The 15,681-nt window shown below is 39.9% G+C and carries 12 protein-coding genes; 3 read left to right on the forward strand and 9 right to left on the reverse strand.

Annotated features, from left to right (window positions below):
• Positions 1–77 precede the first annotated feature (77 nt).
• The 7 genes from EJ994_RS05935 to EJ994_RS05965 all read right to left on the reverse strand — a co-directional run bounded on the left by EJ994_RS05935 (position 78) and on the right by EJ994_RS05965 (position 10,452).
• The gene (locus tag EJ994_RS05935; protein WP_126591625.1) at positions 78–638 is read right to left on the reverse strand and encodes a hypothetical protein; all 561 of its coding nucleotides are present in this window, start codon (positions 636–638) and stop codon (positions 78–80) included.
• 533 nt (positions 639–1,171) lie between these two features.
• Positions 1,172–2,707, reverse strand: a complete 1,536-nt coding sequence (locus tag EJ994_RS05940) for a YifB family Mg chelatase-like AAA ATPase (protein WP_126591626.1) — start codon at positions 2,705–2,707, stop codon at positions 1,172–1,174.
• Position 2,708: 1 nt separating this feature from the next.
• Complete coding sequence (locus EJ994_RS05945; RefSeq protein WP_126591627.1) at positions 2,709–5,102, reverse strand: penicillin acylase family protein; 2,394 nt, start codon at positions 5,100–5,102, stop codon at positions 2,709–2,711.
• Between the two features lie 202 nt (positions 5,103–5,304).
• Positions 5,305–7,269 (reverse strand): protein-disulfide reductase DsbD family protein, encoded by a 1,965-nt coding sequence (locus EJ994_RS05950; RefSeq protein WP_126591628.1) that lies wholly within the window; start codon positions 7,267–7,269, stop codon positions 5,305–5,307.
• Entirely contained in the window at positions 7,266–8,579 is a 1,314-nt protein-coding gene (tilS, locus tag EJ994_RS05955; protein ID WP_126591629.1) for a tRNA lysidine(34) synthetase TilS, read from the reverse strand. Before tilS ends, EJ994_RS05950 begins: the two co-directional genes overlap by 4 nt.
• A gap of 34 nt (positions 8,580–8,613) precedes the next feature.
• Positions 8,614–9,912: an anthranilate synthase component I family protein gene (locus tag EJ994_RS05960; protein ID WP_126591630.1), complete on the reverse strand. Its 1,299-nt coding sequence runs from the start codon at positions 9,910–9,912 to the stop codon at positions 8,614–8,616.
• Positions 9,913–9,915: 3 nt separating this feature from the next.
• Entirely contained in the window at positions 9,916–10,452 is a 537-nt protein-coding gene (locus EJ994_RS05965) for an NADPH-dependent FMN reductase (protein ID WP_126591631.1), read from the reverse strand.
• A gap of 129 nt (positions 10,453–10,581) precedes the next feature.
• Between EJ994_RS05965 and EJ994_RS05970 the strand changes: the two genes are divergently transcribed.
• From EJ994_RS05970 to EJ994_RS05980, 3 genes are all read left to right on the forward strand, one after another.
• Positions 10,582–11,766 (forward strand): heparan-alpha-glucosaminide N-acetyltransferase domain-containing protein, encoded by a 1,185-nt coding sequence (locus EJ994_RS05970; protein ID WP_126591632.1) that lies wholly within the window; start codon positions 10,582–10,584, stop codon positions 11,764–11,766.
• Between the two features lie 55 nt (positions 11,767–11,821).
• Entirely contained in the window at positions 11,822–12,055 is a 234-nt protein-coding gene (locus EJ994_RS05975; protein ID WP_126591633.1) for a CDGSH iron-sulfur domain-containing protein, read from the forward strand.
• Between the two features lie 102 nt (positions 12,056–12,157).
• Positions 12,158–13,573 (forward strand): DUF3179 domain-containing protein, encoded by a 1,416-nt coding sequence (locus EJ994_RS05980; RefSeq protein ID WP_164721430.1) that lies wholly within the window; start codon positions 12,158–12,160, stop codon positions 13,571–13,573.
• Positions 13,574–13,726: 153 nt separating this feature from the next.
• Here the strand turns inward: EJ994_RS05980 and lpdA are convergent, their stop codons facing one another.
• On the reverse strand, positions 13,727–15,133 hold the full coding sequence (gene lpdA / locus EJ994_RS05985) for a dihydrolipoyl dehydrogenase (RefSeq protein WP_126591635.1): 1,407 nt from the start codon (positions 15,131–15,133) through the stop codon (positions 13,727–13,729).
• Between the two features lie 86 nt (positions 15,134–15,219).
• Positions 15,220–15,681: an Lrp/AsnC family transcriptional regulator gene (locus EJ994_RS05990; protein WP_126591636.1), complete on the reverse strand. Its 462-nt coding sequence runs from the start codon at positions 15,679–15,681 to the stop codon at positions 15,220–15,222.

Consider the following 15,681-nt stretch of genomic DNA (forward strand, 5'->3'; position numbering starts at 1 on the left):
ATCAGTTCTGTAGCTTATCGAAAACTCTAAGATTCATAGATATCAATAAGCATTTGAGCTTCCTACAATTCTTTTTGTCAACTATCTAAATCCTTTTTTAAATCGTTTTCTATCTGCTCCATTTTCATTTCTATAATTTGCAACCTATTATCATCCACAGGCTTTGAAGGATTGTTAGAAGGTCTAAAAAAAGATGCTACGGCAATACCAAGGCCAACCAAGGAAATTATTATTGGAATCCAATGGGTTTTTAGCCTTTGTCTGTTTAATTCAGTTGTAAGTCTTAGGTTTTCTTCCGTTTGGTTTTTGATTCTTTCATCTTGCATTAACAACCTTGCTGCTTGCTCATCTGCTTCCTTCTTGCTTTCGTACTGATTAACAAAACCCCCTGCATCCAAAAACTCTTTGGTAAAGTCATTAGCTTTAAAATAAGGATGAGGTACAGCATCCCAATTATAATCAAAATATCTTGACCCAGTTTCGGACATTTCTTTTATCAATTCCCGAAAGTGTCCCTTTGAGGGTGCTTTTTTTCCGTAATTATCTTCTAACCTATCTAGACCCCAAAGGCTAGATTTATTCAAGTAAAGAAATTCAAGTATTCTATTTTTTAAAATTGCTTTGTCCTTTTCGTTCATACAGGCAATTTAAGAAAATTCCTATATTGTGCTGTATGGAAAAATTAATCAAAAAACTTGAATTTGGAAACGTAAAGCCTTTACGGAAAAACTCAATGGTTTCCCAGCTGGCGCGAGCGTCACGCTCGTGCCCCTGGTTCTAGTGACCTTTCATAAAAACTAACCGCTTCTACTCACGCCATTTTCTTAAACACCATTTTACCATAATGTGCCAATAAAATGTCTTCATTATCAATTATTGGCGCCCCTACAACCACGCTAATCCATTGCGGTGGGCAACAAACTTAAAAAAAGCAATACTATTATAGTATTATTTTGATTGAACGTGACACGCTTTGCTAATCACGCACCAGTAAAGGTTTTTTTAAAATTACGAGCAAGGATATTTTAAGGGCACGAGCAAAAGATGCTCGCGCTATCAACTGGTATTAATTAAAAACAACTAGTGTTTTTTTCAAAGTACCAACAAGGATGTTTACGCTAGCTACGGAGCATAAGTGCGAAACTTATCAACGCTAAACCTTTAAACTTCCTCACCCCAACCAACCTTCCCTATCCAAACTACGGTATTGTATGGCCTCACTGATGTGATTTCCGTTTAATGCTTCGTCACTGGCCAAATCGGCAATGGTACGGGCTACTTTTAAGATACGGTCATAGGCACGTGCAGAAAGGTTTAAACGCTCCATAGCATTTTTAAGCAATGCTTTCGAAGCTACGTCCAGCGAACAGAATTCCCGAATCTGTTTGGTGCTCATCTGCGCGTTGTAATGCACGTTTTCTAGGGTTTTAAAACGTGTGGTTTGAATTTCCCTAGCGGCCGTAACACGTTTACGGATGTCCACACTACTTTCTCCTTTTCTATCCTCCGATAGTTTCTCAAAAGGTACGGGTGTTACTTCAATATGAATATCGATACGGTCCAATAAAGGTCCGGATATCTTGCTCAGATAACGTTGCATCTCTGCCGGAGAAGAAGTTACAGGCGCGTCTGGGTCGTTAAAATAACCTCCGGGACTGGGGTTCATACTGGCGACCAGCATAAAACTACTAGGATAGGTTACCGTAAAACGTGCCCTGGAAATGGTTACTTCCCTATCTTCCAAGGGCTGACGCATTACTTCTAAAACACCTCGCTTAAATTCGGGCAATTCATCCAAAAACAACACCCCGTTATGTGATAAGGATATTTCTCCCGGCTGCGGATACGCTCCTCCTCCTACCAGAGCCACATCCGAAATAGTATGGTGCGGACTCCGGAACGGGCGCTGGTTCATCAGGCCCATATTTTTTATTTTACCGACAACGCTATGTATTTTGGTGGTTTCCAAAGCCTCTTGTAAGGTCATAGGTGGTAAAATGGAAGGCAGGCGTTTTGCCAGCATGGTCTTGCCAGCACCTGGCGGACCGATTAAAATAATATTATGTCCGCCTGCGGCGGCAATCTCCATACAGCGCTTTATGCTCTCTTGTCCCTTAACGTCCGAAAAATCGAACTCAGGAAAATCCAAACTTTTATAAAATTCAGCCCTAGTATCGATAATGGTCTGTTCCAAAGGCGTGCCTTGGTCAAAAAACTCAAGCACCTGTTTAATATTATCTACACCATATACTTTTAAATCGCCCACAATGGCGGCCTCCTTGGCATTCTGACTAGGCAGAATAAATCCCTTAAAACCTTCTTCTTGTGCCTTTATAGCAATGGGCAAGGCTCCTTTTATGGGCTGCAGACTACCATCTAAGGATAGTTCTCCCATAATGATATACTGCTCAATTTCTTCAGATTGAATTTGACTAGAGGCGGATAAAATACCCAGGGCTAAGGTTAAATCATAAGCAGAACCTTCTTTTCGGAGGTCTGCCGGAGCCATATTAATGGTTATTTTCTTTCCGGGAATCTTGTATCCGTTATTCTGTAGTGCGGCCGCTATTCTGTAGTTACTTTCCTTGATAGCATTGTCCGGCAGACCAACTAAATGGTATCCAACGCCCTTATCCACATTGACCTCGACGGTTATCGTTGTGGCCTCCACACCAAAAACAGCGCTACCATAAACCTTTGTAAGCATATTACTCCTTTGGCCTAAAAATAAGAATTTCTTTAGAGTTCTTAATTTCGGCCTCGTTCATGAGCATTTTTCGGAACATTCCCTGATTATATAATTCTGCTTGGTCCCGGTAATACGCACTAAATGGATTTCCAGATTGTCCCGTAGGTAAAATACTTAAGCTATTTTCGATATCTGAAAAGTCTATGATACGTCTTGTAGATGGTCCGCTTGTCGTTTCATAGAATCCTTCCCCATCATAACCGAAATACATATTGTTGATGACCTCACGCGTTCCGCTTATGGGAAATGGGCCTACATTGAAAAATGACCGTAAAGCGGCAACCTGACCGATAGGGTGTGGATGTTCCAAGGTGTGCACCTTATTCCAGGTCCATTTGGAGCTATCAGAACCAAAATCCGAATTCAAGGATACAATCGCTTTTTTGAAAGCATCCACCACAATATCTTTTTGAGTTTCTACTTTGTCAGTCGTTGTAACATTGTCCCACCAAACAGAATTTGGTTTGGCCGCCATTGGGGCAATTACCCTTTTATGAAGGTGCGTCGCCAAGAATTGTTGAAACAGCTCATCCCCTAATTCGTCGTGGAAAATATTTTTTAAGAAGTAATACACCCATCGGGTATAAATGGTACCGGCAACACTTTCCAAAGGATAATCCCCTTGCCATTGTCCTAATAAATCCAGTGCTTTCAATTCAATATCGTTCAGGCTAGAAACATCCATTAATTTGGTAAAATCCTTCACCACTAGAGGGTCTACCGATGATGTTACATCCAAAATCATTTCACTTGCCGAAGCAATATCCCAATCATCCTTAGGTTCCAACAGGTCTACGATTCTTTTACCTCTATTCTCCGGTAAATAATACCCTGGATATAACATACCCGCAATAGAATCTGGCTGATTGTTAGCCGAATAAACATAGTTCCATGGGGGATTTACAGCTTGTGGATTTTCTGAAAAATCCAATAGTGTTTTTTGTACGGCTAGCCCTGTATCATTATCAAATACCATTTTTGTCTGCACACTATCAGCAATGGTATATAGTTGTGCCGTAGCGAACCAGCCAATATTATTCTCGGCATCGCCGTACATAATGTTCAAACCGGGAGCATGCAATTTTGGAAGCGCTTTTTTGAATTCAGTTACGTTGGAAGCCGTACCCATTTCATAAAAAGCATCCAATCCCTTATTTTCCATTTGGGTGTATATCCATGACATGGCTATAGGTCGCTCATATTTTACAAGGGCCGGAACACCGTTCAAAAGTGGTCCATGAATGGATTTCTTATAGGTATACGTGAGCTCGACCGTATCCTTAACTTTTATAGTTTTGGTAATAAGCTCATAATCTTCCCAGCCATTTTCGGTGGCATATTGATTCTCATTTTCGGGATTATTTTCTTCATAATAAAAATCGATATCATCGTTTTCGAACATGGTGATGCCAAAGGCAAGATCTCTATTGTGACCTAATAATGCAAAGGGAATTCCCGCCATATGATATCCATATTTGGAGTATGTTGGTGTTTCCAGATGAGCCTCGTACCAAACAGAAGGTTGCGAAAAACCTATATGAGGGTCATTCGCCAAAATCACCTTAGCATTTTTCGTTTTCTCAGGGCCTATGACCCAGCTATTACTTCCTTCGAACATGGGCAAGTCTAACTTTTCTAGCGCCTTTGTTACCGATGCTGTAATCGTGTTTTGAACGGAATCTTTAGAAGAAGGTTCGTAGTTCTTAATCCATTCTAAATCCGCGCTACTCATTATCTCTAAATCGGTTAGATAAGCTGGCCCTAATTTATTGTTAATATTGGTTAGCAGCGGGTCCGTTTTATGGGCCATCGCAAAACTAAAGGCCATGTAACCCATGGTATTATAGACATCCTCTAATGAAAATTCGGTTTTATCAATGCCCGTTAAATAAAATTCAATGGGTGTGGGTCCTTCTGCAATAAACTGGTTTATTCCATCAAGATATGCTTCCGCCAGTTGTATGGATTTTTTGTTTCTATCGACAGCGGCCACGGTTTTTTTTGATGCTTCATCTATACCAAGATTGAGAAAAAACTTATCCGTTTCAATAAGGTCCTTTCCAAAAACTTCCGACAACCTACCACTTCCCACTCTTCTGAGTAGTTCCATCTGCCAGAGCCTATCTTGAGCATGTACAAAACCTAGGGCACGAAAAGCATCCAAATCTGTTTTACCGTAAATGTGTGGTATCCCATAGTCATCATAATATACTTCTACCTCGTCTTCAAGACTTGATAGCAGCTTTTTTCCAGAATAATCCGGTTTAAGGATTTGAATGCCTACCACTCCGATTATGAGGACAACCAAAAGCAGTCCTAACAAAAAGAGTGTTATTTTCTTTAAAATTTTCATCTGTTGGTCTTAGGGGGAATTTGACCTCAAGGTAGTATTATTTTTTGAAATAAAAACGCTCGTACTCCTGCTTTTTATTGACACCTCCAAAGGTTATAAGGCCCAGGGACTTACCTCGAAATAAAATACTCGATTCAAGGAATGCCACGTAGACTTGCCCTGAGATTATTTGCTGAGACACTACAAAAAACAACTTGTACTATTATTCCTTAAAATTTCGTAATCCTTCTAGTAGCCAGATACGGTACGTTTCCGCATCGGTATTTTGGATGGACGTATTCAATACCTTTAAATCGGGTGAAAGAAGTACATAGAACGGTTGTGATACCGCATTAAAATTCACGTCCTGAAAAGTCCCCCATTTTTGTGCGATATTCGTAATCTCCTTAACACGACCAGAATCATATTGAAATTTGAACTGCTCTTCCACGGGTAATTCTTTTCTATCATCCACATATAAGGAAATAAGCACATAATCATTTTTAAGGATTGGATAGATATCCGGCTCGCTCCAAACGTTTTCTTCCATCTTACGACAGTTTACACAAGCCCATCCCGTAAAATCTAGTAATATGGGCTTATTTTTTTCTTTTGCAAAGGCGAGACCACTTTCAAAATCCTTGAAGCAATCGATTCCGAAAGGACAATCACTTTCCTGTTCAAAAACGCTGTAGAATTCAGGCGGAGGAAATCCGCTCAGCAATTTTAAATTGGTCATATTCGTAAGACCCAACATCAGATATATCGTGAAAACGGCACTTAGAATTCCGGTAATTTTCCTTCCTAAGGATAGCTTCTGTTTTGGTCCATCGTGCGGAAAACGAAAAATACCGAACAAATAGAGCGTCAAAAGCAAACCTAATGCAATCCAAATGGCCAGAAAGATTTCTCTTTTTAGAATGCCCCAATGCCCCACCAAATCGGCATTGGACAAGAATTTAAGGGCAAGCCCTATCTCTAAAAATCCGAGTACTACTTTCACTGTTGTCATCCAGCCACCGGATTTTGGCAAGGAATTTAACCAAGCCGGAAAGAGCGCAAATAACATAAAAGGCAGCGCGAGTGCCGCACCAAACCCGGTCATGCCGGCGGTAAGGTTTATCGCTACATCACCCTCTGCTAAAGTGGTACCTCCTAGAAGTCCACCAAGGATGGGGCCCGTGCAGGAGAAGGAAACTATGGCCAAGGTTACGGCCATGAAAAATATACCCAGAGCACCCCCTACTTTACTGGACGCGGCATCCATTTTATTAGCCCAAGAACTAGGCAAAGTGAGTTCGTAGTAACCAAAAAACGAAAAGGCAAAAAAGATAAAAATTGCAAAGAACGCCAGGTTAAGCCATACATTGGTCGCAATCGTATTCAGTATTTGTGAGTCTACAGAATCGAATAAATGAAAGGGTAGGCTTAGTAAGAAATAAATAAGGACAATGAAAAATCCGTACAAAAGCGCATTGGCTATTCCTTTCGATTTTTTTTGAGAATGTTTTGTAAAGAAGGAAACCGTTAAAGGTATCATAGGAAAGACGCACGGGGTTAACAATGCGATTAAACCACCTAAAAACCCTAGAGCGAACAATACCCACAGACTAGAACTTGTGCTTATGCTCTCCTGACCTTGAGTCAGTAATACCTTATTCTTTAAATCTAATCGTAGTTTGGCCCCTAATTCTTTGCTCTTTTCATCCAGAGCAACAGTCTCTTTTGAAATGGCGGAACCATCCAGGGAAAAGATAAAATCTTCATCTGCTGGAATACAGACCTCCTTACAGATTTGATAAAAAAGATTTACCTGAACCTGTTTTGTATTGGCATTAAGCACCTGTATTCTTTGGGTGAAAATGGCCTCATTTTTAAAAAAAGTTTCCGCTACCTCAAAAATTTCACTGTACTCCTCTACCGTTTCACTTTCCTTAGTTTTGCCTATAAGTCGGTAAGCTTCACCGGCTCCCTTAAAGGTAAAGGTGCTTGGCAATGAACCACCCTCAGCGGTAAACTGAGAAAAAATATGCCAGCCCTCATGAATAGCTCCTTTGAGAATCAAATCGTACTCGGTGTCCGATATTTGCTTTACCTCCTTGCTCCAAATTACAGGGTTTTCATCATCCTGACCGACAACGAAGAACGATGTCAACAAAAAGAAAACACTAAAAATTAAATACCTCATACTGCTATCGCTATTTTCATTATTTCGGTCGTTGTATCCACAACTTTAAACCTATTATCTGCCCTTCTTCCTATGACCCAAACAATTTTATCTTCGGAGCAAAGCAACCATTGTGCTTCTTTAGCTATAAGAGAAACCTTTTCATCCTTGAAAAATTTAGCCAGTTTCTTCTTTCCAAGAAGACCGATGGGATAAAAATAGTCGCCTTTATTCCATTTCCTTAACACCAGCGGATATTTTAACGCATTTTTATCCACATAAATTATAGTATCGCTATTTTCTTCTCTTTGTGTAACTGTTGAAAAACGCAAGGATATAGGTTGTTCTAATACTTCCTGCTCTTTATCTATCCTGTAAGTAGACGGTATTTCTGTGGCGTCATTTAGCGCCGACAATAGCAAATACTCTCTGTCTTTTAACAAACGGTGAGTTTTGGATACAACAGACTTACCGCTCATGCCTACTAATAAATCTTTAACGTTACCCCATTCCCTAAAATCATAGTCACTAAAAAGACCGTACATATAGGCCTCTAGCGGATGACAATTATTTAGGGCAGAAATAGCGATTTTAAAGTGATCGCCCTCGCAAAGAAAGTGTTGCTTTTTCCACGTATGTATTTCTTGCTTTGCCAGTTCATTGGTTTGGTTCAAGTAAGCGATACTGTCCTTAAAATTGGACAAGAACGAAGGGTGAAGGTCTTTGAGGGCGGGGACAATCTGATGCCTTATGTTGTTCCTTAGGTATTTCGTATCCGCATTGCTAGCATCTTCTCGCCATGATAAGCCATTCTTTTCAGCATAGTCCTGTATATCTTTTCGAGCATATTTTAACAAAGGCCGGTAAATCTTATCTGTTTTTTCAGGAATACCGGTGAGTCCTTCTATTCCCGAGCCTCTTGATAAATTAATAAGAAAGGTTTCCAAGTTGTCATCGGCGTGATGCGCGGTTAGTATATACTTTAAACCATACTCAGAAAGCAGTTTCTTAAACCACTGGTATCTTAATTCCCGCGCGCCCATTTGAACGGAAACCTTCTTTTCGTCTACGTAAGCTTTTGTATTGAAATGCGTGACGTAAAATTTTTTGTTCCATACTACGGACAGGTTTTTAACGAAAGCTTCGTCCAAATCACTTGCTGCTCCTCGTAATCCAAAATTACAATGTGCGAGGACAAAATCCATTTGGCATCGATAACAAAGATGAGCAAGTACTACACTATCCAAACCACCACTACAGGCTATTAAAAATCGATTTTCCAATAGTTCTGAAAAATTCTTTTCTATGTGGTCTGTAAAATCCTGAAGCATGCCGCAAAGGTAGTTAATTCGGGGATTAAGGCCGCTACTCCTCCAAAACTTGACGCATAGCCTTTGCTTTTAGCAAACATTCCTCATATTCGTTCGTCGGGATAGATTTTTCGGTAATGGCACTACCTACGCCATAAGACAAGTACTTGTTGGTCTGGTTGTAAAGAATACTTCTGATGACCACATTAAAATCGAAATCCGAATCTGGTGTAAAATAACCTACGGCACCGCTATAAAGGCCCCGCTTAAAGGATTCTAGTTCTTCAATTATTTTCATTGCGGAAATCTTGGGAGCGCCTGTCATACTGCCCATAGGAAATGTATCCTTCAACAAGTCCACGGCTTCCATATCTTGGGCTACTTCTGAAGATATCGTGGAAATCATTTGATGTACTTGGTCAAAGGAATACACCTTGCACAAATCCTCTACCCTTACACTACCCTTTAGCGCACTTTTTGATAAATCGTTCCGTACCAAATCAACGATCATAATATTTTCGGACCTTTCTTTCTCATTAGTTTCCAGCTCTTTTTTTAATAAGATATCTTTTTCTTTGTCTGTAGACCTACTGGCCGTACCTTTTATGGGTTGTGAGATTATTTTAGTTCCTATTTTCTTCAAGTACCGTTCTGGTGAAGCGCAGAGCAAGAATTTATCGAACAATTTTACATAGCTTGCAAAGGGAGCTTTAGAAATTTCGTTTAATTTTTTATAGATGTCAATGGGGTCGATGAAACAATCCTCCATGTAGAATTCTTGGCAGAAATTAGCTTCATAGATGTCCCCTTTACGAATATGACTCAACATTTTTTCCACCTGCCTAAAATACTCGTCCTTAAAGATTCGCATTTTAATATGTGCTTTGCTTTTGGTCGTGGCGGCTTTGGTGCTACTTGATTGAAAATTCGAGATTTCAGAAAAATCGGTTTCAATCTCATCGGCAACCATATTCAGATAAACAAAACGTATCTCGTCATCTATGATTTGAATTATTTTCTTGGGTTGAAAAAAATAGAGGTCGGGAAACTTAAGACCATCAAAATTATTGGAAGATAGTGGTTCAACGTCGTTTTTAAGGTCGTAGGACAGATAACCAAAAATCCAATCTTTGGTTTGTAATTGATACTCTTTTAAATTTTCAAAAGCATTGGTACAATCTGTAGTGAGAGCTGTTAATCCGTCTACGGCAAGCAGTGTATCAAAAGAACTATAGGAGTTTGTATGCTGATTGCTATCTAGCCATACCACTTCATCAAACTGTTGAGACCAAGACAGCAGTGCTTCTTTAAAAATCTTGGGACTAGCGGTCGTATAGGTTTTTGTCTGCCTCAAAAATTAGCCAATTGCTTCCATGAAGTTTTCAAGTGCTTCCTTGTGGGACTTTGATAGGTCTTTATCCAGAATACCTTTTTCCATATCAAAATTATCATGAAAACCGGGAAGCGAAAAAGATGCTACAAGCTCCGCTCCAAAACGGGCAAGTAATTTCTCCGTTACCTCAAATGCCCCTTTAGCCCCTCTCTTACCACCAGAAGTAGACATCAAGAACAGTTTTTTACCGTCGATAAAATTCTTGTCCACTCTAGACAACCAATCAATCAGGTTTTTGAAATATGCAGAAGGATTGCTGTTATGCTCGTTTACGGAAAGAATAATTCCCTTTGCATTCTGTATAGTATTCTTGACCTCTATAAGCGAGTTAGAATAACCGTTCTCCTTCTCGTAGTCCTCACCATACATAGGAAATGGGCAATTAGCCATATCCAACAATTTCAATTCGTTACCACTTATCAAGGAAGCCGTATACCTTACCAATTTATAATTTATTGAGGTTGATGAATTACTACCGGCAAAGCCAAAAATATAGGACATAATTATCGTGGATTGTTTGCTATACGAAAATAGCCCAAATCCTATAGAGTTGCCACTATTTTGTATAGTTTTGCATCGCAAAACATCCAAACATACTGTGATTTAAGTATATAGGGTAAGAGAAATGTGATGCAGACAAAAGATACGAGGCTTTATTTTATAGATGCTATCCGGGCTTGGGCAATTTTGATGATGCTCCAGGGTCACTTTATTGATGGCCTTCTGGACAATGCCTTTAGAGATAACTCCAATATTATTTTTAATGTTTGGAAATATTTTAGAGGCATCACTGCCCCTGTATTCTTTACCGTTTCCGGATTCATATTCACCTATTTATTGATAAAAGTCCCGGAATTAGGATGGGACAATCCAAGGGTAAAGAAAGGTATACGCAGAGGCTTTCAATTAGTATTCATCGGTTATCTTTTAAGAATTAATCTGTTAGGACTATTTCAGGGAGAGATTTATTCGACGTTCTATCTCGTGGATGTCCTCCACTGTATTGGGCTTTCCATTCTAGGAATTATAGGAGTTTATGTCCTAACGGCAAATAGAAAAAAATGGTTGTTCCCTTCAGTACTATTAATAATAACTACCTCACTATTTTTATTTGAACCCTATTACAAAGAGGTAAACTTTTATTTACTACCGCAGTGGATCGCAAATTATTTCACTAAGGCCAATGGCTCTGTATTTACCATTTTACCTTGGTTTGGTTACGCCACCTTTGGCAGCTTCATGTCCATCATCTTTAATAAATTTAAAAATCATGAAAAACTATATTCCCGTGCCATAGGTATTTCTATAGTTTTGGGAGCGCTTTTAATTTTTGGCTCATCAGAGTTCTTTTTGGCAATTTCACAAGCAACCGGAATTCAGCTGTTTGCAGATATCTTCTTTAATAACTATTTATTTATTCGATTAGGGGATGTCTTGGTCGTGTTTGCCGTATTTATGCTTTTGCGTAAATTCCTCACGAACAAAGTAGGTCTAAAATTGGGACAAAGTACCCTATCTATATACGTTATACATTTTATAATTCTTTATGGGAGTTTTACGGGATTGGGACTTTATGGATTCTTTCATCATAGCTTATCCCCTTGGTTAGTGGTTACCGGTGCCGTGTTATTTATGATTGTTTGCTCTTACCTGGCACTGCTGTATGAAGACCATAAGACAGCTATAAAAGCCGTTAGCAACAAAGGTATTGGCACGGTAAAATTACATGTGGAACGTACCATACTGTTAAGTTTTGGCGTTTTAAGATTTCTTTCTATAAAGCTATTAAGATTATTTGGACTGACTAAAAATTAGTCTTACCCCTATTTCTGCTTTCTCTTTTTATCTAAATTGACCAAAAATTATTTTCATGGAAGAGAAAAATTATGCCCCCATCGCAGTTGATTTAGAAAAAGATAAACGTTACGCTTGGTGCACCTGTAGTCACAGCGCCAACCAGCCCTTTTGCGATGGTGCCCACAGAGCACATAATAAACCGCCTTCCTTGGGGTTCACTGTTGAAGAAGATAAACAGGCCTATCTGTGTACGTGCAAAAAGACCGGAAACCCTCCATATTGCGATGGGTCCCATAACAATAGCTGAGTCAACATAAGCCCAACTTCATCGCTTTAAGCTATTAAAGTACTGTTAAACTTCTAAGACCTGTAGTTCTTAAACGACATAGTTCATAAAATACTTATGATTATGTTCAATTACAGAAGCGGTCTCATGCTTTTGCCTTTCTTAATAGGCCTGCTTAGCTACGTTGTTATATTACCGGAATTAACGCCAGAAACGAATACAGGCGCAAAAACCCTCTATAGCATTGAAGCTGATGTACCCATTTCTGATTTTCTAAAGTTAGCGACCACTAGCGACGAAAATACCATTACTACCCTTGTCGATAAAATCGATAAAAACTGGAAAGAGCGTTACGAAATTATGGCTCTAGAAACCCTTTATTTTTCGAATGATTCCAGAGTAAGACTTGCATTACGGAAACTATTGGAGAAAAAGACTCAAAAGGAAATCGTACGTAATTATGATAAAACGTTTCAATATATCTGGAACAAAGAACCGACATACACAGAAAATTATTTTGAATTTAAAGCGAAGCTACACCAAGCAATAGACCCTAAATTTTATACATACTTCTCAGGGAGAGCGGACCAAAGTAACATTCGTTTAGATGAAGTACGTTGGGGTGGTGTCCTGCAAGACGGTATTCCTCCCTTACGCCAACCACAAATGTTAACGGCCGCCGAGGCGACATATTTGGATGAAGATGACGTGGTTTTCGGTATTGAAATCAATAGAGACGTTAGGGCATATCCAAAACGTATACTGGCGTGGCACGAGATGTTCGTAGATACCGTAGGGGATATACCGGTTGCAGGGGTGTACTGCACACTTTGCGGTACCGTAATCCTATATAAGACAGAACATAAAGGCATCAACTATGAATTGGGTACGAGCGGTTTTCTATACCGTTCCAATAAATTAATGTATGATAAGAAAACACAATCGCTCTGGAGCACCTTGGAGGGAGAACCCGTAATAGGCCCATTGACCAACAAAGGCATCCAATTAGACTTTTTAAGTGTTGTTACCACTACTTGGGGAGCATGGAAAGATTTGCACCCAAGCACCAAGGTATTATCGCTAAATACGGGCCACCGAAGAGATTATGGTGAGGGCGTGGCTTATAAAAGTTATTTTGGCACGGACGACCTGATGTTTACCATCCCAAAAATAGATACCTCCTTAAAAAACAAAGATGAAATTTTGTCCGTTCGTTTAGCGGATGATACTACGGAAAACTATGCTATTGCCAGTAAGTTCCTAAAAAAGAATCCTATTTATCAAGCTAAAATTGCCGGCAAATCCTATGTCATCTTTACTGATAAGAGTGGCGCGCACCGTGCTTATTTTTCAGAAGGAATTAAGTTTAAAAATTATGACCGAAAGATTTCGGCTACCGACGATTCCGGGACCGATTGGAAGTTAGAAGAGGACCAACTCGTGGGCGGTAACGGAAAAATCCTTGAAAGATTACCGACACACAATGCCTTTTGGTTTGGTTATAAGGCCGCATTTCCTGATACCATTTTAGTGAAATAATAAAGTACATTATTTGCTGACAATAGAGTTTTTGCTCCGCTGTGCATTAAAATAGTTAGTAAACTTCCTCGGGGTGTTATACCCTTTGGCGGTGCCCATAAAAAAAGGATGCGGCTAAGAGCCGCATCCTTTTTTAATCTATTACTTACTTACCTAAATATGTAAGGCCCTATCCTCGGTAGCCGCTAGCGCCGCTTCCTTCACCGCTTCCGCATAGGTAGGATGTGCGTGGCTCATACGAGCAATATCCTCTGCAGATGCGCGGAATTCCATCGCTGTGACGGCTTCTGTAATTAAATCCGCACAACGTGCTCCAATCATATGCACCCCAAGAACCTCGTCGGTCGTTTTATCAGCGAGTATTTTCACGAATCCGTCGATATCCATGCTTGCCCTAGACCTCCCTAATGCTCTCATAGGAAACTGACCCACTTTATAGGCAACGCCCGCTTCTTTCAATTCTTCTTCGGTCTTACCGACCGCAGCAACCTCAGGCCAAGTATAGACAACACCCGGTATCAAATTATAATCAATATGCGGTTTTTGTCCCGCCAATTGCTCTGCTACCAAAGTCCCCTCTTCTTCTGCCTTGTGCGCTAACATAGCCCCTTTGACCACATCACCTATGGCATAAATATTTGAAATGTTCGTTTTGAGATGCCCGTCAACTGCTACCCTACCTCTATCATCTAATTTCACTCCTGCGGCTTCCACATTAAGACCGTCCGTGTAAGGTTTTCTTCCAACGGAAACCAAGCAATAGTCACCTTCGAAAACTACTTCTTGTCCCTTTTTATCGTCGGCTTTTATAATGACCTTATCTCCCTTACGTTCAACGGACTTCACTTTATGGGATAGGGCAAACTTCACTTTTTGTTTTTTCATCACTTTCATAAGTTCTTTAGAAAGTGCGGCATCCATACCGGGAATAATACGGTCCATATACTCTACCACAGTAACCTCGGCACCTAGTCTTTTATACACTTGACCCAGCTCTAATCCAATAACTCCGCCACCAATAACAATCATATGCTTTGGGATTTCTTTCAGCTTTAAAGCTTCGGTAGAAGTTATGACTCGTTCCTTATCCAGCTTAATAAAAGGTAAGGTAGAGGGTTTTGAACCTGTGGCTATGATGATATTTTTAGCCTCGATAGTCTCCGTTTTGCCATCGCTCTTTTTAATATTGATATGTGTAGCATCTTTAAAACTACCCAAACCCTCATGGACATCGATCTTATTCTTATCCATCAAAAACTGAATCCCTTTGGTAGTCATGTCCACAACGCCTTGCTTTCTTGCAATCATCTGTTCTAGATTCAACTTCACCTCTCCAGGAATTTCGATACCGTGCTCAGAAAAATGCTTCACAGCGTCCTCGTAGTGGTGGGAAGAATCTAACAAAGCCTTGGAAGGTATACAACCTACGTTAAGACAAGTACCGCCTAGCGTAGCGTATTTTTCAATTATTGCAGTTTTCATTCCCAATTGCGCACAACGAATGGCGGCTACATATCCTCCAGGTCCTGAGCCGATAACGGCTACGTCATATTGATTCATAAAAATGGATTATGGTATATTAAATTTTATCCCCCAAAAATACGAATGTTTTAGAGGACTACAAGACGTAATTTAATTGAACCCATTTAAAGTATGGGAACCGCTGTGGTGTGTTTCACCTCGCTGATGGAAAATGAACTTTGTGTGCTTCCGATATGATGTAAAGCGGTTAGTTTGGAAATCATAAACTCCCTATAGGCAGGCATGTCCTTTACGTGTATCTTTATAAGATAATCATAGTCCCCGCTTAAATGATAGCATTCCACCACTTCGGTCAATTTTAGCACATCCTTTTCGAATTGCTGAATATTGTCCTTTGTATGCTGCACGAGTTTAATGTGACAGAATACCGTAAAACTACGATTCACCAGTTCCTTGTTCAACAATGCCACATACCCGTTTATGGTATTGGACTTCTCTAGCCTTTTGATTCGCTCGTATACTGCGGTGTTGGAGAGACCTAAGCTTAGGGCATATTCTTTCGTTGTTTTCTTGCAATCCTGTTGCAACAACCTCATTAGTTTAAGGTCGGTTTCGTCGAATTTCAT

Source organism: Maribacter sp. MJ134 (assembly GCF_003970695.1).
In the GTDB taxonomy this organism is placed as follows: Bacteria; Bacteroidota; Bacteroidia; order Flavobacteriales; family Flavobacteriaceae; genus Maribacter.

What these genes read in the sequence shown, in the direction of transcription:
- EJ994_RS05935 (WP_126591625.1), bottom strand. Translation starts at nt 638, where the DNA reads ATGAACGAAAAGGACAAAGCAATTTTAAAAAATAGAATACTTGAATTT.
- EJ994_RS05940 (WP_126591626.1), bottom strand. Translation starts at nt 2,707, where the DNA reads ATGCTTACAAAGGTTTATGGTAGCGCTGTTTTTGGTGTGGAGGCCACA.
- EJ994_RS05945 (WP_126591627.1), bottom strand. Translation starts at nt 5,102, where the DNA reads ATGAAAATTTTAAAGAAAATAACACTCTTTTTGTTAGGACTGCTTTTG.
- EJ994_RS05950 (WP_126591628.1), bottom strand. Translation starts at nt 7,269, where the DNA reads ATGAGGTATTTAATTTTTAGTGTTTTCTTTTTGTTGACATCGTTCTTC.
- tilS (WP_126591629.1), bottom strand. Translation starts at nt 8,579, where the DNA reads ATGCTTCAGGATTTTACAGACCACATAGAAAAGAATTTTTCAGAACTA.
- EJ994_RS05965 (WP_126591631.1), bottom strand. Translation starts at nt 10,452, where the DNA reads ATGTCCTATATTTTTGGCTTTGCCGGTAGTAATTCATCAACCTCAATA.
- EJ994_RS05970 (WP_126591632.1), top strand. Translation starts at nt 10,582, where the DNA reads ATGCAGACAAAAGATACGAGGCTTTATTTTATAGATGCTATCCGGGCT.
- EJ994_RS05975 (WP_126591633.1), top strand. Translation starts at nt 11,822, where the DNA reads ATGGAAGAGAAAAATTATGCCCCCATCGCAGTTGATTTAGAAAAAGAT.
- EJ994_RS05980 (WP_164721430.1), top strand. Translation starts at nt 12,158, where the DNA reads ATGTTCAATTACAGAAGCGGTCTCATGCTTTTGCCTTTCTTAATAGGC.
- lpdA (WP_126591635.1), bottom strand. Translation starts at nt 15,133, where the DNA reads ATGAATCAATATGACGTAGCCGTTATCGGCTCAGGACCTGGAGGATAT.
- EJ994_RS05990 (WP_126591636.1), bottom strand. Translation starts at nt 15,681, where the DNA reads ATGAAATTCGACGAAACCGACCTTAAACTAATGAGGTTGTTGCAACAG.